Raw genomic sequence first — 23921 nt, forward strand, 5'->3', positions numbered from 1 at the left:
GGGATGATGATCCCGCCCGCGGTCTTGGATTCGGATTCGACCCGACGAACGACCACGCGGTCATGAAGCGGGCGGAACTTCGACTTTGCCATTTTTTATTCCTCGATGAGAATGGTGAGAACAGTTCCTCCGTCCGGCGGCGCCGGACATGTGGTTAGCACTCATCTTGGGGGAGTGCTAACGTGGCGCTGAAATAGGCTGGCAGCTCGCGTGAGTCAAGGCGGCCGCTGGGCATAATCAGGACAATTGCTTCAAACAGGATCCTTGACTAAGTCAACTAAATCGCTGATCTTGCCGGGAGGAGGATGCCATGACCATTCATCGTCACCCAGGCAAGGAGCGGATCGACGCGGTGCGGGCCTTCAACCGCTTCTATACCCGCCAGATCGGGCTGCTCGACGAAGGGCTGCTGAAAAGCACCTTCTCGCTGACCGAGGCGCGGGTGCTCTATGAGCTGGCGCATCGCGATGGCCTGACCGCCACCGACCTTGCGCGCGACCTCGGCCTCGATGCCGGTTATCTCAGCCGGCTGCTGAAGAAGTTCGAGGAGCGTAATCTGGTCGAGCGCGCCACGATCGAGGCGGATGCGCGGCGCTCGTCGATCGCGCTGACCAAGGCCGGGCGGCAGGCCTTCGCACCGCTGAACCAGGGTTCGCACGACCAAGTTGCGGCCTTGCTCGACCGGCTTTCGGTTGCCGAACAGGACAGGCTGGTCAAGGCCATGCAGACGGTGCAGCGCCTGCTGGACGGGACAGCCGAACCCAAGATTCCCTACACGCTGCGGCCTCTGCAGGTCGGCGACATCGGCTGGATCATCCATCGCCAGGGCCTGCTCTACGCGCAGGAATATGGCTGGGACGAAACCTATGAAGCGCTGGTCGCCGAAATCCTCGGTGCCTTCGTCAAATCCTTCGATCCGAAATGGGAACGCAGCTGGATCGCCGAGCGGGAAGGAGAGGTGGTCGGCTCGGTCTTCGTCGTGCGCCAGTCGGACGAGGTGGCGAAGTTGCGCCTGCTCTATGTCGAGCCGTCGGCGCGCGGGCTCGGCATCGGCAAGCGGCTGGTCGAGGAATGTGTCGGCTTTTGCCGCGCCAAGGGTTACAGCACACTGACGCTGTGGACCAACGACGTGCTCGTCGCCGCCCGCCACATCTATGAGGCTGCGGGCTTTAAATTGACCAACGAGGAGCGCCACCATTCCTTCGGCAAGGATCTGGTCGGCCAGAACTGGGATTTGGAGTTGTAGCAGCGCTGCAGAATTTCGGGCATCGGCCTGCGGCGGTCGCTCAGGTCGTAGGCTTGATGTTTTGGTTCAAGCGAAAGAAATTGGTAGGATCATACTTGTTTTTTAGTGCGGTCAACCTCGGATAATTCTCGCCGTAAGCTGCCAGAACCCGATCAGTGCCCTCTTCGCCTAGATTATTGGCATAGACGCCGCCGGTCGAGAACGGTCTCATTGCATCCCACAGGTCACGCGCCCATCGGATGTGCGTTTCGTCGTCAGACGGATTGTCCCAGATCGATATCGGGAAGCAATCGTAAAGTGCATCCCGGTTGGCGTAGGGCGTTCCGTCCATCGGTACTCGCGAGATGGCGCCGCCAACCTGCTGCAGGACCAGAAGCGATTCGCTGGGTGCAGTCATGTAAGCCGCAAGCATGGTATCGATCGCCTGATCTGTGATTTCGCGCATGAACTGCGCCTTCCAGTAGTAGCGCCGACCGCGCGGAAAGAGGCTGTCCGCGGCCGATTGGATTTGAAGATAGGGGGCAGGAGCAATCCGGCGCTCAACCGGCGTGCCATACTCTCTCAGAGGTTGAATGATTTGCTGGCCCTCGTCGAGTGGGCCGATGTAGCACGCCGAAATGCTGAAGAAGCGTTCGCCCGAGGGCGCCGTCACAAGTGCTGCATCCAGGCTCAGCTCATCCGGGGCGCCGCTCGAGAACGCACGGTAGAACCGCATCGCTTCGCGTGCCTCTTCGTACCGGTATAGCATCGATCCCGCGATGAGGAGCGGACCCACCGGATGGAGCTTGTATTCGAAAGTCGTGACTATTCCGAAATTGCCGCCGCCGCCCCGAATGCCCCAGAACAAATCTGCATTTTCGGCCGCGCTTGCCGTGAGCAACCGGCCGTCCGCCGTCACGATTTCGACAGCGACAAGGTTGTCGCAGCTCAGCCCATGTTTGCGGCCAAGCTTGCCGAACCCGCCGCCGAGTGTCAGTCCGGCTATGCCGGTACCTGCGTTGACACCCATGGTCGTCGCAAGACCATGGACCTGCGTGGCTGCGTCGAACTCGCCCAGGTTCAAGCCGGCTTCTGCGCGAGCAACACGGCGGATCGGGTCGACTTCGATCCGCTTCATGCGTGACACATCGATCACCACGCCGCCGTCGCATACCGAACTGCCGGCGACGTTATGACCACCGCCGCGGACGGCGGCGAGGAAGCCTTGCGATCGGGCGAAGTTGACGGCCGTGACGACATCGCTGGATTCGGCGCAATAGAAGACAGCCGCCGGCCTCTTATCGACCATCCCATTCCAAACTCTGCGCGCCTGGTCATAGCCAGGGTCGTCCGGAAGGATCAGATCGCCGCGAATCGCCTGCCTGAGCCGGGCGATATCTGGCGCCTGCAACGCCGGCTCGGAACCGTCTATAAGCTTGAACATGCTCATCGAGGGATACCCTTCGTGATCCGGCACGGTTGGACAGGCCGCTTTCGCTCACCGGCATGTGTCGGATCTTAATGATCTCATGCGGCGCCATTCGCTGCAAAATCGAATATCTCAGTCGCTGGATGAGCTAAATTCATCTAAACTGCCTGCATGAGAAACTTCCGCCGCTCGGGTCGCTTCGCGCCTTCGAAGCCGCTGCCAGGCTGATGAGCTTCAGGAAGGCTGCGACGGAACTCGGAGTGACGCCAACGGCCATCAGCCACCAGATTCGATTGCTGGAGGAGGTCTGTGGGCAACTGCTGTTCCGGCGGCGCCCACGACCGCTCGTGCTCACAGGGGTGGGCGAACGGCTGTTCCCGGTAATTTGCAGCGGCTTCGACGCTTTCGCTGCGGCCATAGCGTCAGCCTCGGCCGGTGTTGGCCAACGCCCGTTGCGCGTGACGAGCCCAAATGCATTTGCCAGCCGATGGCTGGTTCCGCGCCTGTCGAAGTGGCGCGAACAGCATCCGAACATTCCACTGGAGATCATCGGGACAGACGCCGTTCTGGACCTGCGAGCCGGTGACGCCGACGTCGCGATCCGCTATGCGCGCAGGATGCCGCGGGATGTTCCCGCGCAGGAAATTTTTCGGGACGCATTCTTTCCGGTATGCAGCCCGGAGCTGTTCGCAGGAGGCGACCGACAGATCGAGCGCGCCGCCGATCTGCTGCAATACCCGCTCATCCATTTCAATTGGACGAACCGCGACCCGGAAGCGCCGACTTGGCAGCGATGGCTGGCGATCGCACGCTCGATCGATCCCAGCATCCCCAATGCCAACCAGGCATGGGACCTAAGCTTCCGCGAAGAGCTGCACGCGATCGACGCGGTCGCGGCAGGCCAAGGCATCGCTATCTGCAGCGATGTGGTCGTCGGTGGCGAACTCGAGGCCGGCAGGCTGGTCAAGGCACATGATCTCTCTCTGCCAGGCTATGGCTTTTACCTTGCCTGCGTAGCCAATCACCCCCGACAAGTGCATATCGAAGCCTTTTCCGCCTGGATGAGATCGATAGCCTGAGCATCTGAACGCCGATCTTCTGCATACTCGTCACAAGCGCTCGGCGTAATAAATTGCTAACCACGATCGCCCTGCACTGACTGCCATGCACACTTGCCGGCTTCTGGCACAATCCGGCTCCTTGAATTATGAGCATGCTTATTATATATGTCGCTCATGGTTTCCGACGGCATCGACAGATTGGGCTTTTTGATCCACGACGTGCAGCGCCTGATGCGCAAGCGCTTCGAGGCGCGCGCCAGTGGTTTCGGCCTTTCTTCGGCGCAATGGCGGCTTCTGGTACGTGTCGCCAAGGAGGCGGGTGTCGCGCAGGCGCGGCTTGCCGAGCTTCTCGAAATCGAGCCGATCAGCGTCTCGCGTCTTGTCGATCGCATGGAGGAGGGCGGCTGGATCGAGCGCCGTCCCGACGCAACCGACAGGCGAGTGCGCATGATTTTCCCGACCGCCAAGGCGAACGCGGCCTACGCCCACGTCAAGAGCCTTGCCGGCGAGGTTTACGAGGAATCGCTCGTTGGCGTTTCGCCGGAAGATCGCCGCGTCCTGGTCAGGGCGCTGGAGACAATGGTGCAGAATCTTGCAGATGGTGAGACGCCGCCCTCGGACAAAGTGAAGAATACGGAAGGCGCAGCAGCATGAACGCGGTAGCCAAACTAGATGAGAATGCGGCCAAGCTGGAGATGGAAGCTCCCGCCAAGCCGGCGGCAGCTCCGGTAACGGTGGCTCCGCAGGTAGCTCCAGCGCCGGTGGCGCCGAAGAAGAAGCGCCGTGCCGGCCGCTTCCTTTTGATGTTTGTGCTGCCCGCTGCGTTGATCGCCGGCGGCAGCTATGTCTGGGTGACCGGCGGCCGCTATCAGGAGACCGAGAACGCCAATCTGCAGCAGGCCAAGGTGTCGATAGCCGCCGATACGGCCGGCCGCATCGTTCAGGTCGACATTTTCGACAACCAGTCTGTCAAGCAGGGCGACGTGTTGTTCGCCATCGATCCCGAGCCCTACCGGATCGCATTGGCCCAGGCCGACGCGGCGGTGGCCGGTGCGCGGCTCAATGTCGAGCAGCTGCGTGCGGCCTACAGCCAGGCGCTGGCGCAGGAGAAGTCCGACGAAAGCCAGGTCCAGTACGCGCAGTCGCAATATGACCGCGCCGCCGACCTTGCCCAGAAGGGCATCAACGCCAAGTCGTCGCTGGACGAAGCCAAGAACGACCTCGACAAGGCGAAGCAGCAGCTGGCCGTGGCCCAGCAAGGGATCGTCAGCGCCAAGGCGGCACTTGGCGGCAATCCCGACATCGAGACCGACAAGCATCCAACTGTAATGGCGGCGCTCGCCGCACGCGACAAGGCGGCCTACGATCTGGTCCAGACCACGGTCAAGGCGCCTGCCGACGGCATCATCAGCCAGGCCGCTTCGTTCAAGGTCGGCCAGTATGTCGGTTCGGGCACGCCGCTGTTTTCGCTGGTCGAGACCGGCGACACCTGGGTCGACGCCAATTTCAAGGAAACCCAGCTCACCAACATGAAGCCAGGCCAGAAGGCCGAAATCATGGTCGATACCTATCCGGGCAAGACGTTCGAAGCCACCGTCAAGGCGATCGGCGCCGGCACCGGGGCCGAGTTCTCGCTGCTGCCCGCGCAGAACGCCACCGGCAACTGGGTCAAGGTCACGCAGCGCATTCCGGTCCGCCTGGAATTGACCGATGCCGACGCCAAGACGGCGCTGCGCACCGGCATGAGCGCGACGGTCACGGTGGACACCGGCGTTTCCCGCGGGCTGCCGAGCATTTTCCACAGCGCCACGGCAGGCGAGGCCAAGTAAAGAGGCCTGGTAGCGGCCGCATAGCAAACAGCGAGATGGATGCAGGATTGGTCCGAGGGAGACGCAGGAAAAGTTGAATGCGTAGACGGGCTGCGCTGTAGCCCGCCTGAGCAGACACCGCCGCGCAGGATCTTCGGTCCTCAGGTTTCCGGGCGGCAGGCCCGCTTTGTCGAGACGCTCAGTCGATGTAACCCCCACATCGATGCTCGCGTCCCACCGCGATGAGGGTCTCTCTACAGCGGGGCCTCGCCGTCCGGAAACCTAATGTACACGTTTTTGTTACCTGCTGGAAGTTTTACGTCATGAGCAGCCCAGAACCCTTTCGCGAAGTGCCGCACCGCGGCCTGATCACAGTTGCGCTCATGCTGGCGACGATCATGCAGGCGCTCGACACGACGATCGCCAACGTTGCGCTGCCGACCATGACCGGCGATCTCGGCGCCTCCCCCGACAACATCAACTGGGTGCTGACCTCCTACATCGTTGCCGCCGCGATCATGACGCCGGTGACCGGCTGGCTGGCCGACCGCTTCGGTCGCAAGGAGCTGTTCCTGACGGCCGTGGTCGGCTTTACCGTCTTCTCCATGCTGTGCGGCATCGCCTGGAGCCTTGAGACCATCGTTTTGTTCCGGCTCATGCAAGGCGTATTCGGCGCGGCCATCGTGCCGCTGTCGCAGACCTTCCTGCTCGACATCAACCCTAGGGAACGCCACGGCCAGGCCATGGCCATCTGGGGCGCCGGCATCATGCTGGGACCGATCCTTGGCCCGACGCTGGGTGGCTGGCTGACCGAGAATTTCAACTGGCGCTGGGTGTTCTTCATCAATCTGCCGGTCGGCATCATCGCCTTCCTCGGCATGGCCGCATATCTTCCCAGCGTTGCCCGGCGGGTGCGCAGCTTCGATTTCTTCGGCTTCACCATGCTCTCGCTCGGTGTCGGCGCGCTGCAGCTGATGCTCGATCGCGGCGGTGAGGTCGACTGGTTTTCCTCGATCGAGATATGGATCGAGCTTGGTCTTTCCATCACCGGTTTCTGGGTGTTCACCATTCACACGTTGACGGCGGAGCACCCCTTTATCGACCCCAAGATTTTCCTCGATCGCAATTTCGTCACCGGGCTGGCGTTCATCTTTGTCATGGGCGTGCTCATCCTGGCGAGCATGTCGCTGCTGCCGCCCATGCTGTCGACCATCTTCGGTTATCCGACCCTCACCATAGGCATCGTCTTGGGCCCGCGCGGTGTCGGCACGATGATTGCGATGCTGTTCGTCGGGCGGATCATGCACAGGATCGATGCCAGGATTCTCGTCGTCATCGGCTTCCTGCTGACCGCGCAGTCGCTCTACACCATGTCCAGCTTCTCGCCGCAGATGGACAACTGGCTTATCCTCAGCTCCGGCGTCATCCAGGGCCTTGGGATGGGAATGGTGTTCGTGCCGCTGTCCACCGTGGCTTTCGCTACGCTCGACGCACGCTTCCGCACCGATGCCACGGCGTTGTTCAGCCTGGTGCGCAATCTTGGCTCGTCGATCGGTGTGTCGGTGGTGACGGTTCTGCTGGTGCGTAACACGCAGATCAACCACGCCGAGCTCTCGGCCTATGTCAATCCGTTCAATCCCAACCTCTGGGCGGCATCGCCGGCAGCGGCGGGCGGCGATCCGACGGCGCTGTCGCTGATGGATCGCATGGTCAATATCCAGGCGATGATGATCTCCTACGTCAATGACTTCAAGCTGCTGATGATGATGACACTGCTTGCTGTCCCGTTTGTTTTCCTGCTGCGCAAGCCAAAGGCTGCGCCGCCCGCCGGTGGGGCGCCTGCCGCGCATATGGACTAAGCCTCACAGCTCCGGCACCGCGACCGGCTCACGGGTTCCGTTGCCTGTGCCGGTCGCGTCGGCGTTGAGCAAGGTTCACCTGCCATTAGTATATCCGGACCAATATGCACTCGCTTTTGGGTTGAAAGCGAGCCTCCATTGCTTGCTTCAAGCATCAGCGGGAGGAATTGTGTTTGGCCACGAAATCATCCAGGCAAACCGCCGAAGCGCCTGAATCCGCCAATTTGACGACGCTGGCAAAACTGGCGACTGCCTCATATGAGGCCCTCGAGCGCGAGCTTCGCGCCACGATTGCGGCGCTTCAGGACCAGGCACTGCGGTTCCAGACCGCGATCGAGAACATCTCGCAAGGCATCTGCTTTTTTGATGCCGATGAACGGCTGATCCTGTGCAACCGACGCTATGCGGAAATCTATCGCCTTGCACCGGAGCAATTGCAGCCGGGTGCGGCGCTACGCGAAATCGTCGAGCGGCGCGTCGTTGTCGGAACCTCGGCAATGAATGCGGACGCTTATCTGGCGTTGGCGCGGGCGGTCAATTCGGGCACGGCTTCGGGAAACTGGACAGCCGAGCTCGCCGATGGCCGGACAATTCAGGTCTGCCATCAACCGATGCCTGACGGCGGCTGGGTGGCCACGCACGAGGACATCAGCGAGCTCAGCGCCAATCGCCTGGTCGTCGACGAGCGTATCTCGCTGCAGACGCTGATCGACCTGGTGCCTGACTACATGTGGGTGAAGGACACCGAAAGCCGCTTCGTCGTCGCCAACCGAGCCATTGCGTCCGACAGCGGTCGGGACAGCACGAGCGACATGATCGGTCTGAGCGACTTCGACCTTCACGCGCCGGATCTTGCGCAAAAATTTCGCTCCATCGAGCAGCAACTGATGCGTGATGGACAACCGATGATCGACGAGGAGGAGTTCGTCGTCGATGCGTCAGGCACCGGCAAATGGTTCCTGTCGACGAAGCTGCCGTTGCGCAACGTTCAAAACAACATTTTCGGCCTCGTCGGCATTGCCCGCGACATCACTGCGCGCAAGCAGGCCGAAATCCTTCGCGACGGGCAGGCGCATATCCTCGAGATGATTGCAAAGAGCGCTCCCCTCGAAGACGTGCTCGAGCGGCTCATGCGTCTGGTCGAGTCCCAACTGGCGGGGATATTCGGTTCGGTCTTGCTGCTCGACAAGGATGGCACCCACTTGCGCCACGCCGCCGCGCCGAGCCTGCCGAGAGACTACACCGACGCCGTCGACGGCGCCGCGATCGGCCCTCGGGCAGGGTCTTGCGGAACCGCTGTCTATCGGCGCGAGCCGGTGATTGTCGCTGACATCATGCACGATCCGCTTTGGCAGGATTATCGCGAACTCGCGCGGCCGCACGGTTTGCGTTCATGCTGGTCGACCCCGATCCTGTCGCATCAGGGCGCCGTGCTTGGCGTCTTTGCGATGTATTCGATGACGGTGCGCGGACCGACCGAGGCCGAGACCCGCCTCATCGATTTCACGACGCGCATCGCCGGGATCGCCATCGAACGCAAACAGGCCGAAGACCGCATCCACTTCATGGCCAACCATGACGTGTTGACCGGGCTTCCCAATCGCGCCTTGCTGGAGGATCGGCTTTCGCAGGCGGTCCTGTACGCCCAGCGATACGATCGCTGGGTGACGGTGGTGTTCATCGATCTGGACAATTTCAAATTCGTCAACGACACGCTCGGCCACAATGCCGGCGACGAGCTTCTGAAGATCGTCGCAAGTCGCATGGTCGACTGCGTCCGGGCGACCGATACCGTCGTGCGGCTTGGCGGCGACGAATTCGTCGTCGTGCTGTTCGACCAGCCGGCGAACGTCGATCTCGTCTCCGAGACCTTGCAAAAGCTCAGGGCTGCACTCGCCGAGCCGGTTCAGCTCGGAGCGCATCTTGTACGGGCGACGGCCAGCATCGGCATTGCCAACTATCCCAAGGATGGGACGGATCCCGATACGCTGCTGGCAAATGCCGACGCGGCCATGTATCGCGCCAAGGAGTTCGGCCGCGACAATTTCCAGTTTTACGCTCCGGAGTTCAACACCAGGGCGCATGAAAAATTCGTACTTCAGGAAGAGTTGCGAAACGCCTTGGCGCGTTCGGAATTCACGCTGCTCTACCAGCCGCAGGTGGACCTTCGGTCAGGTCGGGTTTTTGCGGTCGAGGCGTTGATACGCTGGAACCATCCAACGCTTGGCACGGTAATGCCGACGACGTTCATCCCGACCGCCGAGGAGACTGGTCTGATCGTACCGATCGGCGACTGGGTTCTACATGAGGCGTGCCGGCAGAACAAAGCCTGGCAAGACGCAGGACTGCCGCCCTTGACCGTTTGCGTGAATGTGTCGGCGCGGCAATTCAGGGAACGCAACCTGATCGATCGCATCGTCAGCGCGCTGAAGGACAGCGGCCTGGAGGCGAGATATCTCGAGCTGGAGGTGACCGAGAGCCTTATCATGCAGGATATCGAGCTCGCGGTCGCGACCATGAACGCCCTGCAAAGCCTGGGCGTCCAGATCTCGATCGATGATTTCGGCACCGGCTATTCCAGCCTCAGTGCACTCAAGACCTTCCCCGTGGCGCGGCTGAAGATCGACAAGTCCTTCATCAAGGATCTCGCCGCCGACGAGAACGACCAGGCTGTGGCCAGCGCGGTGATTTCATTGGGGCAAAATCTCAACCTGAGGGTCATTGCCGAAGGCGTTGAGACGGATGATCAGGTGGCCTTCCTGCGCAGGAACAATTGCGACGAAATGCAGGGCTATCATTTCAGCAGACCGGTTTGTGCGCAGGACATAGAGGAATTGCTCGGCCGCGGCCGCAAAGACTGACGGATCGGTCGCCCGACAGGCTTCCGCCGACCACATGGCGGAAGTTATCTGCCGAGCACAAGGCACCAGTAGCGAAGTGTGCTGTCGCGGCCGTCGCTTACATAGGCGAGGCCGAAGCGGGTGAAGCGCGGGTCGAGCATGTTGCGGCGGTGGCCTGGCGAATGCACCCAGATATCGAACAGCTTCTGCTGGTCGAAGCGGCCTTCGGCGATGTTTTCGGCGGCCGCGCCGGCAATGTCATTGTCTTTGACGCGCGAGGCAAAGTCCTTGCCCCAGCCGGTTGTGTGGTTCATGCGGCCGCCGCGCGCCATGTAGCCGGCCTGCTGGAGCGCCGCCTGCTCGAGCTGCGCATCGGCGACAAGCGGCCCGAGACCCGCCGAAGCGCGGATGCCGGCCAGCGTGCCGGCGGCGGAGGCAGAGACACCGGCGCCTTCGCCGGTAGGCAGCACTGCGGTTGCGCAGGCGGTGAGCCCGGTAAGGGCGCCAAGACCGGCAGCTCTGAGCAGCACGCGCCTGTTTAGGCCAGGTTGGGCCTCATGATTTTCGATTTTCATAACGGTCATGCCCGCCTGACATAACCGCGATCATGGCTTTTGCCGGGCAGGGGACTAACCGCTGCGGATAAGTTTGCAGTTGGACAATAATGGCCAGCCGGGCGATCCCGGTATTTAGCGTTGCTTCGGCGAGTCAATACTGAGCCTGCGCTTGCGCGCCGTCCCTCTCGACAAGACCAACAGTTGGACGCGATCGAGCGCAGGCGGGTTCAGTTGGGGCTGGTTGCGGCGGTGAACCCGCACTGCTTCTGTTCCATATCGATCTGCTTCGTGATGCGAATGGCGTTCTGTGCATAGGCCTCCGTCACGGAGCCACTATTCACGGTCTTGTCCTTCAGCGGACTCACGCCTGCGCAGAGGTGGAAAACATGCGGCTCGGCGGACTTCGCGGCTCCGTTTTCGGGCGCGATCCAGTAAACGACATCCTGACCGGCGGGGTGGCTCGCGTCCCGCGTCGCCGCCGCCACCGCGGCCGTGTCCGCCGCGATCGCCTGCGCCTGAGCGGCGACATCGGGCGAACAGGCGGTGGTCGGCTGCCCCGACTTGATCTGGGCTGCGCACGTGTTCATATCCTGAGTGTACTGTTCGACCGACGGGGGTTTGAAACTGATCCCCGTAACCGTCGCGAGCACAGCCAGCGCAGCGCCGACGCCGCCGGCAATCTTCTTGGTCCGCGGATCCATGTTTTTGTCGGTGAGGATCAGGAAAACCAGTGGGAGGAAGGCAATCAGCGTGGTGATTGCGCCGAGCTGGTTTTGGAAGAAGAACCTGGCCGCGTCGGATGCGCGGGCCGGATCATGCCTGTTGGCCGCCTTCCACAGCAAGTTGCCGGCGATTGCGAAAATCGCGATGCCGACCAGAAGGCCGATGATCAGCGGCAGGTGTGCCTGGTCGAACTTGTTCTGGCGAAGCAGCATAATCCCGTAGATCTCGCCGCCAATGGCGACGATCCACGAGAGTGCGGCGAAGAGGCGAAGACGCGTGGCGGAGGATTTCTGGCCCTGCGTCGCTTGCCAATCCTTGGTAACGTCTGGCTTGTTGTCGGTCATTGACCAGATCCCCTGATATCGACACTTCTGCCGGCGGCGTCAGACCAGAAGCCCAACCGCCCTGCGCAGCGTCATTGAACGAGCGTTACCTGCCTTGGCGACACGGCGAAAATGTGAGCGCCACGGCAGGCCTCATCTCCATTCATAATTCATATTGCGCATGAGTGAGGCTGGTAAACAGATATTTCCCCATAAACACCCTCCATTTATTAGCGATAATTATAGAGATACTTATCAACCTTGGGCAACCGGCAGCTCGCAAGGTGGTCCGAGATCCGTCCGTTGCGCACAGAGAGGCCGATTCTCAAGCGAATTATGTCGCCGCTCCATCTTTGTGTTCGACCAAGATCTTTTCGGAAAACCGGTTTCCACTTTTCAGGATCATGGTCTAGACCTGACAGGCACCTTATCCGGAAATCCGATGGCTGGAGGCGCTGGTGGAAGGCCAGGACGAACATATGACCGGCGCCAGGGCGGCCGAGGAGCGCCGCGCCGACATCTATGACGAGGACGGCGTCATCCTGTCGTCGTTCCTCGCCCAGATCGGTGCCGCGATCGCCGATCGCGATACACTGACGCTGAAGCGTGAAGTCGACGATCTGCACCAGTCGGAACTCGGTCACCTGCTCGAGGCCCTGCACCCGGAACAGCGGCGCGCGCTGGTCGAATTGCTGGGCAAGGATTTCGACTTTTCCGCGCTGACCGAGGTTGACGAGGCGATCCGCCGCGACATCGTCGACAATCTGCCCAATGCGCAGATCGCTCAAGGTGTGCAGGATCTCGATTCCGACGACGCGGTCTACATTCTCGAAGACCTCGACCAGGAGGACCAGGACGAGATCCTGTCGCAGCTGCCGTTCACCGAGCGGATCAGGCTGCGGCGCTCGCTCGATTATCCCGAAGAGACCGCCGGCCGCCGCATGCAGACGGAGTTCGTCGCGGTGCCGCCCTTCTGGACGATCGGCCAGACCATTGACTACATGCGCGAGGACAACAATCTTCCCGACCGTTTCAGCCAGATCTTCGTCATCGATCCGAGCTTCAAGCTGCTCGGCGCCATCGACCTCGACCAGATCCTGCGTACCAAGCGCTCGGTCAAGGTCGAAGAGGTCATGCATGAGACCAGGCATGCCATCCCGGCCACCATGGACCAGGAGGAGGCGGCGCGCGAATTCGAACAATACGATCTTCTGTCTGCCGCCGTCGTCGACGAGAACGAGCGGCTGGTCGGCGTGCTGACCATCGACGACGTCGTCGACGTCATCCAGCAGGAGGCCGAGGAAGATCTGCTGCGCATGGGCGGCGTCGGCGACGAAGAACTCTCGGACAGCATCTTTTCGACCTCGCGCTCGCGCGTGCCCTGGCTGCTGGTCAATCTTTTGACAGCTTTCCTGGCTGCCTCGGTGATCGGCCTGTTCGACCGCACCATCGAGCATATCGTGGCGCTGGCGGTGCTGATGCCGATCGTCGCCGGCATGGGCGGCAATGCCGGCTCGCAGACCATGACGGTCACGGTGCGGGCGCTGGCGACCCGGGACCTCGACATCTACAATGCCGGCCGCATCATCCGCCGCGAAATCGGGGTGGGCTTCATCAACGGCATCATCTTTGCCATCCTGATCGGCCTCGTGGCTGCTGCCTGGTTCCACGATCGCAATCTCGGCGGCATCATTGCGGCTGCAATGATCATCAACATGTTCGTGGCAGCTCTGGCGGGCATCCTTATCCCGCTGCTGCTCGACCGCTTCAAGATCGACCCGGCCGTGGCTTCGGCGGTTTTCGTCACCACGGTCACCGATGTCGTCGGTTTCTTTGCCTTTCTCGGGCTCGCCACATGGTGGTTCGGCGTAAGCTGAACGGCACCTCAATTGACTTTTACGTAAATGTCGTGCGAGGCTTTGGAAGGTGCCTTGTCCGCCGATTCTGGTGCGCGCCTGGGCGCCTTGGGCGCCGGCCAGTTGGAACTTGCGGCGTGGCCGGGGCATTGGAGTGACGATGCGGGAATATTATTCGATCACGGAGCTGACCCGCGAATTCGACGTGTCGACGCGGACGTTGCGCTTCTACGAGGACGAAGGGCTGGTGCAGCCGGTAAGGCGCGGCCGCACCCGGCTGTTCCGCCCGTCGGACCGGCATCTCATCCGCCAGATCATGCGGGGAAAAAGGCTCGGCTTCTCGATCAACGAGATCCGCGAGATCATCCAGATGTACAGGGAGCCGCCCGGCGAGGTCGGCCAGCTCAAGCTGATGATCAAGCGCATCGAGGAAAAGCGCGAGGATTTGCGCCAAAAACGCCGCGACCTCGAAGAGACCCTGGCCGAGCTCGACCAGGCCGAGGAATCCTGCGTCGAGCGGCTGGTGGAACTCGGCGTCACCACATAAGCGCGGTGTCAGCCCCGGCTCAAATCCAGCGCCGCACCCTTTTGGCGTAGTCCCGGTACTTCTTGCCGAATTTGGCCGTCAGCACTTTCTCCTCGCTCTCGATCGTCAGCTTCTGCGTCAGGAACGCCGCGATGACCGCCAGCGGCAGGAACCAGGCGATCCCAGTGACAAAGGCGAGGCTGACCAGCAGCAATGTGTTGGCGAGGTAGATCGGGTTGCGGCTGACGGCGAAGGGTCCGGTGGTCACCAGATGGTCAGGCACGCCGTTCGGGTTGAGCGTCGTCTTGGCGCGGATCATGGTGCGGATTGCCGTGAACCAGAGCGCGGCAACCGCCACCAACCCCACAAGGCCGGCGGCGAACAGGATGTCGCCGAGAAGATCGCCGATCCACGGCAGCGGATAGAACAGCCCCAGCGCGACGCTGACGATGATGGCGGCGATATAGATCAGCGGCGGCCATGGGATGTGCCCCAGCTTCGGCTGCCCAGGATTTTGCTGCACGGGTTTCGGGTGACTGTCGCTCATTATTGTCCTCCCTCGATTAGCGCGTTCCCGGTTCCGCCGCCTCGGTTTGGGCGGTGCAGGTTCCGGCGAGCTCGCCAATATGCGCCTTCCACTCCGGGGACTGGTCGTTGCTGTAGAGCCGGTCAAGCGAGGCTTCGCCCTGGAGAGTGTCCAGCATGCAGACACAATAGCTGGAGCAGAACTTGGTGTCGCGTGCCTGCTCGCAGGATATCTGGCAGGATTTCAGAAAACTCACCTCCCTGGTTTCGCCCTGCGCCGGCATGAATTGCGAAAACAGCCAGACCGAGCCGATCAGCACCGGCTGATGGATCAGATAGAAGGCAAGGCTGTGCCGGCCGATGAAGACCAGCGGATTTGCCCAGCGGCCGGGCGTCAGGGCCGATAGCCGCGTCAGCACGCCGGAGGTGGAGGCGAGCTTGATAACCGCGATGCCGGCAAGTACGGCGCCGAACCAGGGCAGCAGCGGAACGTAGTCATTGGAGCGCGGGTTGGTCGCCGACAGGCCGACCCACCATAAAGCTGGATGATCGAAAAGCTCGGATCGCAGGTAGAAAGGCGCGGCAATGACGAGGGCCGCCACGGTAAGCGTCAGCAGCGCCGGCAACCGCAGGAACGCCAGGCCGAGCAGGCTGGCGAGCGCGATCTCGTGCAATATGCCGAAGAAGATGAAGCCGTCGGGCGTGGCGATGCGGGTGACCAGCGATATTGCGAGCGCTGCCCCGGCAACCATGGCGAAGCGCTTCCAGAAGCCGGTCCAGCGGATTTTTTTGCCATGGGCGAGATAGAGGCTGATGCCGACCAGGAACAGGAAGCTCGAGGCGATGCAGCGCGCATAGATTTTCCACCAGCCGAAGGCGGTGAGGCCGGGATCGGTGTAGCCGAAGAATTCGAGGTCCCAGGTGAAATGATAGCTCGCCATGGCAAGCAATGCGATGCCGCGTGCAATGTCGATGGCGGCGATGCGCTTCGACTTCGGTTGATCCTCAACGGCTGCGGTCGACGTGTCAGTGCTCATGGTCTCGCTGTCTTGGTTCAGCCCCGGCAAGACGACTATCACGGTTGCCACCGTCAAAAGAAGCAGGGCCTTGCGTCGCGTTGGCGCCGGTCAGCATCACGGCTGCTTTAGGCCAGAGCCGGAAAGCCTTTGGCCGGCTTCGCTTTTTGCCGTGAAGGCGTCGGTTTCCTGTTACCCGGCAAGGAATCGCCGCGGCAGATTTGTGCTCCAAACCCTGCTTCAGGCGATTCGGCTTCGGGAAAAGCAATGGCTACCCATGTGCGCCATCCGATCTGGCTCGCGGCCTTGCGGCCGGCGGATGCCCGCACCTTCGCCTCGCTTTATGCGGTCGAATCCTTCGCGCGCGCCACCGTATCCAGCGTCATCCCGATCCAGGCCTACGAGATCCTGCACAACGAGCAGATCGTTTCGATCCTCTACACGATCGTGGCGATGCTCGGCCTGTCGGCGACGCTGTTCATGCCGATGCTGATCGCCCGCTTTGCCCGGCGCTGGGTCTATACCGCCGGCGCCTGCCTGCTGGCCGCCGGCTCGCTGTTCTTCGTCACCCATACGCTGGCCGGCCAGGTGGTCGGCATGCTCTGCCGCGTCGTCGGCGCCGGCGCGCTGGCGATCACGCTCAACCTCTACATCATGGATCATATCCGCAAGACCGATTTCATGCAGGCCGAGTCGCTGCGCATGGCGTGGTCGATGTTTGCCTGGACCGCCGGGCCGACCCTCGGCATTTTCCTCTACACGCGTTTCGGCATCTATGCCGCGCATGGCGCGGTGGCCGTCTTCGCCATGGCCTTGCTGGCGCTGTTCTGGACTTACCGGCTTGGCGACAACCCGTCGATCCGCCCCGGCAAGACGCGGCCGGTCAATCCGCTGGCCAATATCGGCCGCTTCGTCGCGCAGCCAAGGCTGAGGCTGGCCTGGCTGATCGCCTTCGGCCGCTCCTGCTTCTGGACGACTTTCTTCGTCTATGGGCCGCTGTTCATGGTGATCACCGGCGAGGGCAAGCTCGCCGGCGGCCTCTTGGTTTCGGCCGGCAATGCGCTTTTGTTCATGGCCATCTTCTGGGGCAGGGCAGGAAAGCGTTTCGGCGGCCGGCGCACCATGACGTTCGCCTATTTCGCGATGTCGGCAACGCTGCTGGCGGCCGGCGCCGTCGGCGAGGCCGCACCGCTCGTCACCGGCGGGTTGCTGCTTTGCGGTGCCTTCTTCACCATCGCGCTCGATGCGCTGGGCTCGACTGCCTTCATGCGCTCGGTGCGCTCGTATGAGCGGGCACAGATGGCGGCGGTCTACCGCACCTATCTCGACTTTTCCGAGCTGACGCCGCCGCTGGTCTACTCGGTGGTGCTGGCGTTTTTCGGACTGGGCGCGGTTTTCGCGACGCTCGGCCTGCTGGCGGCGATCTGCGGCTTCGTCACCTGGCGCTATCTGCCCAAATCGCTTTGATGTTCAAGCGCCGCATGGCGCTCGCGCACCCAATTGTGGAAGCGGTGCAAATCATATTCCTCGGGCATCAACACGCCGGCCTTATGGCGCATCGAGCGGAGGCCCTTCTGGTTGACCTCGCAGATATCAGCGTCTTCCTCCAGCACCTGGGTGCCGAAGGCGACGATGTTGTCGATATCGGCGGCCGGATCGGCGAGCGCTTCGGGCGAAAAAAGCCATTCGGCGGTGAGTTCCGTCTGCTCCGGCCCAAGCGGCACCAGCCGCACGGTCCTGACATAGTCGACATGGCCGACGACGAACATCGACGGCAGGCTGGTGGCATAGGTCTGCCCGGCAGCACGTTCGGCCGGCGTCAGGCCGGAAAAGACCGAGCCGTGGACGCGCCCGTCGCGCGACCAGGTTTCGGCCCCGGCCCGCAAGCCGCCGGCAAATTCCGGCGCGTCATTGTCGGCATGGCGCGCCCATTCGGGGTCGTCATGGCGGCCCATCAGGCCGCGGCCATAGATCGGTACCAGCCGCGACAGGTCCTTGTGGACGCCGGGGCAGTGCAGGCACTCGTTGAAGTTTTCCCAAAAGATCTTCCAGTTGCAGTTCATCACCTTGCGCAGGACATGGCCGCTCAGCAGCGTTTCCAACGGCCAGTTGGCGAGGTTCCCGGATGCCGGATCGAAGGATGTTTCAGCCGAACCGGCAGCGTCTTCGGCGAGGTTGACGAAGACAAAACCGCGCCACACCGACAGCGCGACGCGGTAGAGCGGATGATCGGCCTTGTCGAAACCGTCCGGCAGCGATTTCGACGGCACGCGCACCAGATCGCCGCGCAGTGAATAGGACCAGGCGTGGTAGGGGCAGGTGATGAGCCGCGCCTTCAGCCGGCCCTCGCTCTGCTGGCAAAGCTGCGAGCCGCGATGCCGGCAGGTGTTGTGGAAGGCGCGCAATTCGCCGGCCTCGTCGCGCAGCACGACGACCTCCTGCGTGCCTATGCAAAACGTCCTGAAAGCCAGCGGCTGGGCAAGGTCGGCTTCGCGGCAGACGAGCAGCCAGTTGCGATACCAGATGGCCTCGAGATCGTTCTGATAGGCCGCGATGTCCCAATAGGCCGATGACGGCAGCGTCGGCTCGGCCCGCGTCAGGCCGTTGTAGGGACCGCGCTCATTCGGGCCGGGTTGCATGCCGGCTTCCTCCCCGTCCGCCAGCCGACACCCGGCCGCGAAAATTGTCAATCGCGGCGCCGGCCGGCCAGCTTGGCGAGGCGGGCGCATTCGCCACACGATCCGGCGGAATTTGGTTTGCCGGGCGCGGCGATTCTGCCTATAGTCGCTGATGTCGTCGGTTCCGTTTGGAACCAAGAGGGAATGCGGTGCGGGCAAGTTGTTTGCCCAATGCCGTGGCTGCCCCCGCAACTGTGTGCGGTAGTCCTCTCCATATGCCACTGAAGGTTCGCCTTCGGGAAGGTGGGGAAGGGCGCTGATCCGCGAGCCAGGAGACCTGCCGGCGACAGGAAACTGACTTCTATGCCCTCGGGTGGAGGGCGAAAGGACAAGACATGAATACCGCTTCCGTCTCGCTCGGCGCTTCCGTCTCCTCGCAGTCGCGTTTCATGCAGCTGGCGCTTGCTGCATTCCTCGGCATTTTCGTCATGGGCTTTGTCGGCTTCTCGCATATCGATGCGGTCCACAATGCCGCACACGACTATCGCCATTCGATGGGCTTTCCCTGCCACTAACAAGGGGCTGACATCATGACACTGTTTCGCAACGTCGTGTTCATCGCGGCGATCGGCGGGCTTGTGGCCGGCGTCGTTCTCGCCTGCATGCAGGCCTATGCCACGGTGCCGCTCATCCTGAAGGCGGAAGTCTACGAACAGGCCGGCGGCGGCCATGACCATGCCGCCGCACCTGCGGCACCGGCCGAAAACGCCGCAGGCACGACGGCTATGAGCAGCGCCGCGCCGGCACCGGTTGAAGCAATGGCTCCGGCTGAGGACGAAGGCTGGGCGCCGGCCGACGGCTTCGAGCGCTTCGGCTTCAGCGTCGTTGCCAATATCGTCACCGGCATCGGCTTCGCACTGGTCCTGGTTGCGGTTTCGGAATTCGCCGGCGGCATCGGCAATTGGCGCCAGGGCCTGTTCTGGGGGCTTGCCGGCTTTGCCGTGTTCACGCTGGCGCCGGGCCTCGGCCTGCCGCCGGAACTGCCGGCGATGCCGGCGGCCGACCTTGTCCAACGCCAGATATGGTGGTGGGCAACAGTGGTGGCGACCGCGGCCGGTCTCGGCCTTATCGTCTTCCGCAGATCGCTGCCGCTGGTGGTTCTTGCCGTGGCGTTGATCGTTGCGCCGCATATCGTCGGCGCGCCGCAGCCCGACAGTTTCGAGACGACGATCCCGGAAGGCCTGCACCACCAGTTCGTGGTGGCGGTGACGCTGACCAATCTGGTGTTCTGGCTGGTGCTCGGCGCGGTCGTCGGCGTGGTGCGCGGCCGCTTCACCGGCACGGCGACCAGTCTGCGCGACAGCTTTGCCTGACCGCGCTGCCGGGGCACTGACCCTGGTCATCGGCGGTGCGCGCTCCGGCAAGAGCGCGCATGCCGAGAGCCTGGTGAGCGCCTGTCCGACGCCTTGGAGCTATATCGCCACGGCGCAAGCCTATGACGAAGAGATGCGCCAGCGCATCGCGCTGCACCGCTCGCGGCGAGGCGAGGGCTGGACGACCATCGAGGCGCCGCTCGACCTTGCCGGCGCGATCGAGGTACTGCCTGACGGCCAGCCGGTGCTGATCGACTGCCTGACGCTGTGGCTGACCAACCATATGCTGGCCGACCATGATGTCGAGGCCGAATGCCGGAGGCTGGCCGATGTGCTGTCGCGGCCGCGCGGGCCGTGGTTCGTGGTGTCCAACGAGGTCGGCCAGGGCATCGTGCCGGACAATGCGCTGGCAAGACGGTTTCGCGACGCCGCCGGCCGGTTGAACCAGGAGGTCGCGGCCGTCGCGGACACCGTGCTTTTGATGGTGGCGGGGCTGCCGCTCAAGGTGAAATGACATGGCTGATGCTATCGATCCCAAGACCATTGAACAGGGGGACGAGGAACGCCACCGCGCCAAGATGGCCAAGCGCAAGGCGGTGCAGGATGCCGAGGTCGCGGCCAAGACGGTCGAGAAGGGGCTGCTGATCGTCAACACCGGACCGGGCAAGGGCAAGACCACGGCCGCCTTCGGTCTGGCGCTCAGAATGCTCGGCTACGGCAAGCGCGTCGGCGTCGTTCAGTTCATCAAGGGCAAATGGCACACCGGCGAGAAAGACGCGTTTGCTAGTTTTGGCGATCGTGTCGTCTGGCAGGCGATGGGCGAAGGCTTTACCTGGGAGACGCAGGACCTGAAACGCGACATCGCGGCGGCCGAGGCCGCCTGGGCGAAGGCGCTCGAGTTGATGGCCGACCCGTCGATCAGCCTCGTGGTGCTCGACGAGCTGAACATCGCCCTGCGTTACGACTATCTCGACCTCGAAAAGGTGGTCGCGGCACTGAAGGCGCGTCGCGAAGGCCTGCATGTCGTCGTCACCGGCCGCAACGCCAAGCCGGCATTGGTCGAGGCGGCCGATCTGGTCACCGAGATGGGCGTGACCAAGCACCACTTCTCCGCCGGCGTGAAGGCGCAGCAGGGGATCGAGTTCTGAGGGTTTGGCGATCGGGGAAGGGCGTTTCGGAGCAGGCGGCGCCGGCGAAGCTGCCGATCTCCCCCCTTGTGGGGGAGATGCCCGGCAGGGCAGAGGGGGGCACTGTCCCTCGGCCTATCAGTCGGAGACGACTACGTCGTCAGACCGCAGTTAGCAGGTGAACGGTCAAGAGGTTGGCGATCCTTCGCGCCCCCCCTCTGTCCTGCCGGACATCTCCCCCACGAGGGGGGAGATTGGATGGCGCCTCGGATTTCGCCAACTTCGAACGTCAAAGGCAGGGAATGAGAAGCGCAAAGCTGAAGCGATTATTTTGAGGCGTAGCCCTATTTTGTTCTTGCTTTGTACCGGCAGCTATGCTAATAGTTTGGGTATGGTGCTAATTGGCTCCAACGACCCTCCGCATGGCGGGTTTTCTGTTTGCGCTCGATCTCGAGCGCAGGTCACGCCAGTATGACAACCACTGCGACCACCCCGAACAGCGCAATCAGCAGCAAGTCGGCGACCCGGTAGAGTTTCAGCGCCCGCCGGATGTCGGTGCTCTCGACGTCGTCGCGACGGCCGCCTTCGCCCATCAATGCGTCTTCGACCATGACGCCATCGTAGGAACGGGGGCCGGCGAGCGCCAGGCCGAGCGCACCGGCCATCGCTGCTTCCGGCCAGCCGGCATTGGGCGAGCGGTGCTTTTTCGCATCGCGCCGCATGGCGTGCCAGGCGGCTTTGGCGTCGGCGCCCTTGACCAGGAAAGCCGCAAGCACGATCAGCAGCGCCGTCAGTCGCGACGCCGGCAGATTGATCCAATCGTCGAAGCGCGCCGCCGCCCAGCCGAAGGCGCCGTGGCGCGGGGTGCGATGACCGATCATCGAATCGGCGGTGTTGGCGGCCTTGTAGGCGACGCCGCCGGCGAGCCCGCCGATACCGAGCCAGAAGGCCGGCGCGACGACGCCGTCGGAGAAATTCTCGGCCAGGCTCTCGATCGCGGCGCGGCAGACAGCGGCCCTGTCGAGCTTTTCCGGGTCGCGGCCGACGATCCGCGAGACGGCAATGCGGCCCATGTCCAGTCCGCCGCTGTCGAGTGCGTCGGCTACCGCTTCGACATGCTCGGCCAGGCTCTTCTGCGACAGCAGCGACGTCGCCAGGATTGCGGTGACCAACAAGCCGAGGGGAATGCTCCAAAGCAAGGTTTCGAGCCAGAGGGCGACGGCGGCCGGCACCAGCACGATCACCAGCAGCGCGACGACGCCCCAGCGGCGACGGTCGGCGTCGGAATCAGTGGCGCGGTTGAGCCTGCGGTCGAGAAAGGATATCAGCCTGCCGAACCAGGTGACGGGATGGCCAATGGCATCGAAGAGCCGGGCCGGGTAGCCGAGTACAAGTTCGATGGCCAGCGACAGGAAAGCGATCAGGATCGACATGAAGTCTCTTGATGGAGTGACGGCGGCAGTGGACCACGGCGGAAGCCTTGGCCGGGCGAGGGCGCTTTTCCCGCACGCGCCACTGCCTTTCGTCGACCTCTCGACCGGGATCAATCCGCACTCCTACCCGCTTTTCGATTTGCCCGCCACCGCCCTGTCGCGATTGCCGGAAGCCGCGCGTACCCATGAATTGGCCGAAGTCGCGGCAAGCGCCTATGGCGCGCCGTCGGCTGCGAATGTCGCAGCTGCGCCCGGCACGCAGATCCTGTTGCCGCGCGTCGCTTCGCTGGTCAGCCCGGGCACGGCGCTGGTGCTCGGGCCAACTTATGCCGAGCATTGGCGGGCAGCGGCGATCGCCGGCCATGCGGCGGCTGAAGTCGATGATTTCGAAGCCTTGGCGGCGGCCGACCTTGCCGTCGTCGTCAATCCCAATAACCCGGACGGGCGCGTCGTCGAGCGCGAAAGTTTGCTTCGACTTGCCGCAAAATTGCGCGCCGGAGGCGGGCTGCTGGTCGTCGACGAGGCGTTCATGGATGTCGGCCCGCGCAGCGAAAGCCTGGCCGGCGACGTCGACCAGGGCGGCATTGTCGTGCTGCGTTCGTTCGGCAAGTTCTTCGGCCTGGCCGGCCTGCGGCTTGGTTTTGCGGTGGCCGACGCGCTGACGGTGGAGCGGCTGCAGGCGCAATTCGGGCCGTGGGCGATTGCCGGGCCGGCGCTCGAATATGGCATAAGGGCGCTTGCCGACACCGGCTGGCAGGCCGGGATGCGGCGCCGTCTGGCCGAGGATGCCGCACGGCTCGATACGCTGTTCAGCCGGTTCGGCGTGCCTGTCGCCGGTGGCACTTCGCTGTTCCGCTATATCAGGCTGGCGGACGCCGCCGGCCTGTTTTCGATGCTCGGCCAGCGCGGCATCCTGCTTCGGCATTTCGCCGACCGTCCGGATGTGCTGCGCGTCGGCCTGCCGGGAGCCGACGAAGAATGGCGGCGGCTCGAATCCGCCCTTGCCGGCTGGGCCTCGCGGCGCGACGATGATGCCAAGGAGATTTCGCGATGATTCATGTCTGTTCGCTGGCAAAAATCGAGGAGACGGTGGCAAGAACCGGGGCCGAGCGGCTGCTTTCGCTGCTTGCCGCCGGAACGGAGGTGGTGCGGCCGGCCTCGATCACCAGGGAAAACCATCTGCATCTGGTCATGCATGACATTGCGGTGGCGCAGGAGGGCATGACGATGCCGGGCGAAGAGCATGTCCTGAACCTGCTCGATTTCGCCCGCCAATGGGACCGCTCGCGGCCGCTGGTGGTGCATTGCTATGCCGGCATCAGCCGCTCGACCGCCTCGGCCTATATCATCGCGGCAGCGCTGGCGCCGACGCGCGACGAGGCCGAACTGGCCAAGACGCTGCGCGCGCTGTCGCCCACGGCGACGCCCAATCCGCGGCTGATCGCCATTGCCGACTCACTGCTCGAGCGCAACGGCCGCATGAGCCGCGCCATCGAGGCGATCGGGCGCGGTGCCGAAGCGTTTGAGGGCACGCCTTTTGCGTTGAAGATCGAGGGGTGATTCCTAGGCGGTAATTGGAGCCATCAAGCCAGCAAACAATCGAGCCGCAATTGCGCTGCGGT

The 23921-nt window shown here is 63.0% G+C and carries 22 protein-coding genes, 1 pseudogene and 1 riboswitch; of the genes and pseudogenes, 15 read left to right on the forward strand and 8 right to left on the reverse strand.

Annotated elements, in window-relative coordinates; genetic code table 11:
• Positions 1-92: pseudogene (locus AC0L2Y_RS31925) on the reverse strand (co-chaperone GroES); the annotation flags it as partial.
• 218 nt (positions 93-310) lie between these two features.
• Here AC0L2Y_RS31925 and AC0L2Y_RS31930 point away from each other — a divergent pair.
• Positions 311-1246, forward strand: coding sequence for a bifunctional helix-turn-helix transcriptional regulator/GNAT family N-acetyltransferase (locus AC0L2Y_RS31930; protein WP_352567565.1), 936 nt, complete (start codon positions 311-313; stop codon positions 1244-1246).
• A 40-nt stretch (positions 1247-1286) separates the two neighbouring features.
• Here AC0L2Y_RS31930 and AC0L2Y_RS31935 read toward each other — a convergent pair whose 3' ends face one another.
• Positions 1287-2675 carry an FAD-binding oxidoreductase gene (locus AC0L2Y_RS31935; RefSeq protein WP_473561934.1) on the reverse strand — a complete coding sequence of 463 codons (1389 nt, stop codon included), beginning with the start codon at positions 2673-2675 and terminating at the stop codon, positions 1287-1289.
• Positions 2676-2821: 146 nt separating this feature from the next.
• On the opposite strand from AC0L2Y_RS31935, the gene AC0L2Y_RS31940 reads away from it, so the two are divergent.
• The 5 genes from AC0L2Y_RS31940 (at position 2822) to AC0L2Y_RS31960 (ending at position 10243) form a co-directional block, all read left to right on the forward strand.
• The gene (locus tag AC0L2Y_RS31940; RefSeq protein WP_473561971.1) at positions 2822-3733 is read left to right on the forward strand and encodes a LysR substrate-binding domain-containing protein; all 912 of its coding nucleotides are present in this window, start codon (positions 2822-2824) and stop codon (positions 3731-3733) included.
• A 156-nt stretch (positions 3734-3889) separates the two neighbouring features.
• Positions 3890-4369 (forward strand): MarR family winged helix-turn-helix transcriptional regulator, encoded by a 480-nt coding sequence (locus AC0L2Y_RS31945; protein ID WP_352493422.1) that lies wholly within the window; start codon positions 3890-3892, stop codon positions 4367-4369.
• Positions 4366-5544: an HlyD family secretion protein gene (locus AC0L2Y_RS31950; RefSeq protein WP_473561936.1), complete on the forward strand. Its 1179-nt coding sequence runs from the start codon at positions 4366-4368 to the stop codon at positions 5542-5544. Before AC0L2Y_RS31945 ends, AC0L2Y_RS31950 begins: the two co-directional genes overlap by 4 nt.
• A gap of 302 nt (positions 5545-5846) precedes the next feature.
• Positions 5847-7382 (forward strand): DHA2 family efflux MFS transporter permease subunit, encoded by a 1536-nt coding sequence (locus tag AC0L2Y_RS31955; RefSeq protein WP_292653931.1) that lies wholly within the window; start codon positions 5847-5849, stop codon positions 7380-7382.
• Between the two features lie 173 nt (positions 7383-7555).
• The gene (locus AC0L2Y_RS31960; RefSeq protein ID WP_473561938.1) at positions 7556-10243 is read left to right on the forward strand and encodes an EAL domain-containing protein; all 2688 of its coding nucleotides are present in this window, start codon (positions 7556-7558) and stop codon (positions 10241-10243) included.
• 44 nt (positions 10244-10287) lie between these two features.
• Here the strand turns inward: AC0L2Y_RS31960 and AC0L2Y_RS31965 are convergent, their stop codons facing one another.
• A complete protein-coding gene (locus AC0L2Y_RS31965; protein WP_473561940.1) occupies positions 10288-10806 on the reverse strand; it encodes a CAP domain-containing protein in 519 nt (172 codons plus the stop codon).
• Between the two features lie 200 nt (positions 10807-11006).
• Complete coding sequence (locus tag AC0L2Y_RS31970) at positions 11007-11846, reverse strand: hypothetical protein (protein WP_473561942.1); 840 nt, start codon at positions 11844-11846, stop codon at positions 11007-11009.
• Positions 11847-12283: 437 nt separating this feature from the next.
• Between AC0L2Y_RS31970 and mgtE the strand changes: the two genes are divergently transcribed.
• On the forward strand, positions 12284-13702 hold the full coding sequence (mgtE, locus tag AC0L2Y_RS31975; protein WP_473561944.1) for a magnesium transporter: 1419 nt from the start codon (positions 12284-12286) through the stop codon (positions 13700-13702).
• 139 nt (positions 13703-13841) lie between these two features.
• On the forward strand, positions 13842-14228 hold the full coding sequence (locus AC0L2Y_RS31980) for a MerR family transcriptional regulator (protein WP_023676566.1): 387 nt from the start codon (positions 13842-13844) through the stop codon (positions 14226-14228).
• Positions 14229-14247: 19 nt separating this feature from the next.
• On the opposite strand, the gene AC0L2Y_RS31985 is transcribed toward AC0L2Y_RS31980, so the two are convergent.
• Both AC0L2Y_RS31985 and AC0L2Y_RS31990 read right to left on the reverse strand, forming a co-directional pair.
• Positions 14248-14754 carry a methyltransferase family protein gene (locus AC0L2Y_RS31985; RefSeq protein WP_352454650.1) on the reverse strand — a complete coding sequence of 169 codons (507 nt, stop codon included), beginning with the start codon at positions 14752-14754 and terminating at the stop codon, positions 14248-14250.
• A 16-nt stretch (positions 14755-14770) separates the two neighbouring features.
• The gene (locus tag AC0L2Y_RS31990) at positions 14771-15769 is read right to left on the reverse strand and encodes a heparan-alpha-glucosaminide N-acetyltransferase (protein ID WP_473561946.1); all 999 of its coding nucleotides are present in this window, start codon (positions 15767-15769) and stop codon (positions 14771-14773) included.
• Between the two features lie 246 nt (positions 15770-16015).
• On the opposite strand from AC0L2Y_RS31990, the gene AC0L2Y_RS31995 reads away from it, so the two are divergent.
• A complete protein-coding gene (locus AC0L2Y_RS31995) occupies positions 16016-17215 on the forward strand; it encodes an MFS transporter (RefSeq protein WP_473561948.1) in 1200 nt (399 codons plus the stop codon).
• On the opposite strand, the gene AC0L2Y_RS32000 is transcribed toward AC0L2Y_RS31995, so the two are convergent.
• Complete coding sequence (locus AC0L2Y_RS32000; protein ID WP_473561949.1) at positions 17194-18387, reverse strand: aromatic ring-hydroxylating oxygenase subunit alpha; 1194 nt, start codon at positions 18385-18387, stop codon at positions 17194-17196. The genes AC0L2Y_RS31995 and AC0L2Y_RS32000 overlap by 22 nt on opposite strands.
• A gap of 141 nt (positions 18388-18528) precedes the next feature.
• A riboswitch (cobalamin riboswitch) is annotated at positions 18529-18725 on the forward strand.
• 36 nt (positions 18726-18761) lie between these two features.
• Here AC0L2Y_RS32000 and AC0L2Y_RS32005 point away from each other — a divergent pair.
• The 4 genes from AC0L2Y_RS32005 to cobO are packed head-to-tail and all read left to right on the forward strand — an operon-like array spanning position 18762 to position 20887.
• Complete coding sequence (locus AC0L2Y_RS32005) at positions 18762-18941, forward strand: CbtB domain-containing protein (protein WP_023720718.1); 180 nt, start codon at positions 18762-18764, stop codon at positions 18939-18941.
• Positions 18942-18956: 15 nt separating this feature from the next.
• Complete coding sequence (locus AC0L2Y_RS32010) at positions 18957-19739, forward strand: CbtA family protein (RefSeq protein ID WP_473561951.1); 783 nt, start codon at positions 18957-18959, stop codon at positions 19737-19739.
• Entirely contained in the window at positions 19732-20253 is a 522-nt protein-coding gene (cobU, locus tag AC0L2Y_RS32015) for a bifunctional adenosylcobinamide kinase/adenosylcobinamide-phosphate guanylyltransferase (protein WP_473561953.1), read from the forward strand. Before AC0L2Y_RS32010 ends, cobU begins: the two co-directional genes overlap by 8 nt.
• A 1-nt stretch (position 20254) precedes the next feature.
• On the forward strand, positions 20255-20887 hold the full coding sequence (gene cobO / locus AC0L2Y_RS32020) for a cob(I)yrinic acid a,c-diamide adenosyltransferase (RefSeq protein ID WP_473561955.1): 633 nt from the start codon (positions 20255-20257) through the stop codon (positions 20885-20887).
• 440 nt (positions 20888-21327) lie between these two features.
• Here the strand turns inward: cobO and cbiB are convergent, their stop codons facing one another.
• Entirely contained in the window at positions 21328-22299 is a 972-nt protein-coding gene (cbiB, locus tag AC0L2Y_RS32025; protein ID WP_473561956.1) for an adenosylcobinamide-phosphate synthase CbiB, read from the reverse strand.
• Here cbiB and cobD point away from each other — a divergent pair.
• Positions 22298-23353, forward strand: a complete 1056-nt coding sequence (cobD, locus tag AC0L2Y_RS32030; protein WP_473561958.1) for a threonine-phosphate decarboxylase CobD — start codon at positions 22298-22300, stop codon at positions 23351-23353. The two genes, cbiB and cobD, sit on opposite strands and share 2 nt — an antisense overlap.
• Complete coding sequence (locus AC0L2Y_RS32035) at positions 23350-23859, forward strand: tyrosine phosphatase family protein (protein ID WP_473561960.1); 510 nt, start codon at positions 23350-23352, stop codon at positions 23857-23859. Before cobD ends, AC0L2Y_RS32035 begins: the two co-directional genes overlap by 4 nt.
• The last annotated feature ends 62 nt before the right edge of the window (positions 23860-23921 follow it).

This window comes from Mesorhizobium sp. WSM4830 (assembly GCF_055811495.1).

Coding starts and splice junctions, on each gene's coding strand:
- AC0L2Y_RS31930 (WP_352567565.1), top strand. CDS start 311: ATGACCATTCATCGTCACCCAGGCAAGGAGCGGATCGACGCGGTGCGG.
- AC0L2Y_RS31935 (WP_473561934.1), bottom strand. CDS start 2,675: ATGAGCATGTTCAAGCTTATAGACGGTTCCGAGCCGGCGTTGCAGGCG.
- AC0L2Y_RS31945 (WP_352493422.1), top strand. CDS start 3,890: ATGGTTTCCGACGGCATCGACAGATTGGGCTTTTTGATCCACGACGTG.
- AC0L2Y_RS31950 (WP_473561936.1), top strand. CDS start 4,366: ATGAACGCGGTAGCCAAACTAGATGAGAATGCGGCCAAGCTGGAGATG.
- AC0L2Y_RS31955 (WP_292653931.1), top strand. CDS start 5,847: ATGAGCAGCCCAGAACCCTTTCGCGAAGTGCCGCACCGCGGCCTGATC.
- AC0L2Y_RS31965 (WP_473561940.1), bottom strand. CDS start 10,806: ATGACCGTTATGAAAATCGAAAATCATGAGGCCCAACCTGGCCTAAAC.
- AC0L2Y_RS31970 (WP_473561942.1), bottom strand. CDS start 11,846: ATGACCGACAACAAGCCAGACGTTACCAAGGATTGGCAAGCGACGCAG.
- AC0L2Y_RS31980 (WP_023676566.1), top strand. CDS start 13,842: ATGCGGGAATATTATTCGATCACGGAGCTGACCCGCGAATTCGACGTG.
- AC0L2Y_RS31985 (WP_352454650.1), bottom strand. CDS start 14,754: ATGAGCGACAGTCACCCGAAACCCGTGCAGCAAAATCCTGGGCAGCCG.
- AC0L2Y_RS31990 (WP_473561946.1), bottom strand. CDS start 15,769: ATGAGCACTGACACGTCGACCGCAGCCGTTGAGGATCAACCGAAGTCG.
- AC0L2Y_RS31995 (WP_473561948.1), top strand. CDS start 16,016: ATGGCTACCCATGTGCGCCATCCGATCTGGCTCGCGGCCTTGCGGCCG.
- AC0L2Y_RS32000 (WP_473561949.1), bottom strand. CDS start 18,387: ATGCAACCCGGCCCGAATGAGCGCGGTCCCTACAACGGCCTGACGCGG.
- AC0L2Y_RS32005 (WP_023720718.1), top strand. CDS start 18,762: ATGAATACCGCTTCCGTCTCGCTCGGCGCTTCCGTCTCCTCGCAGTCG.
- AC0L2Y_RS32010 (WP_473561951.1), top strand. CDS start 18,957: ATGACACTGTTTCGCAACGTCGTGTTCATCGCGGCGATCGGCGGGCTT.
- cobO (WP_473561955.1), top strand. CDS start 20,255: ATGGCTGATGCTATCGATCCCAAGACCATTGAACAGGGGGACGAGGAA.
- cobD (WP_473561958.1), top strand. CDS start 22,298: ATGAAGTCTCTTGATGGAGTGACGGCGGCAGTGGACCACGGCGGAAGC.
- cbiB (WP_473561956.1), bottom strand. CDS start 22,299: ATGTCGATCCTGATCGCTTTCCTGTCGCTGGCCATCGAACTTGTACTC.
- AC0L2Y_RS32035 (WP_473561960.1), top strand. CDS start 23,350: ATGATTCATGTCTGTTCGCTGGCAAAAATCGAGGAGACGGTGGCAAGA.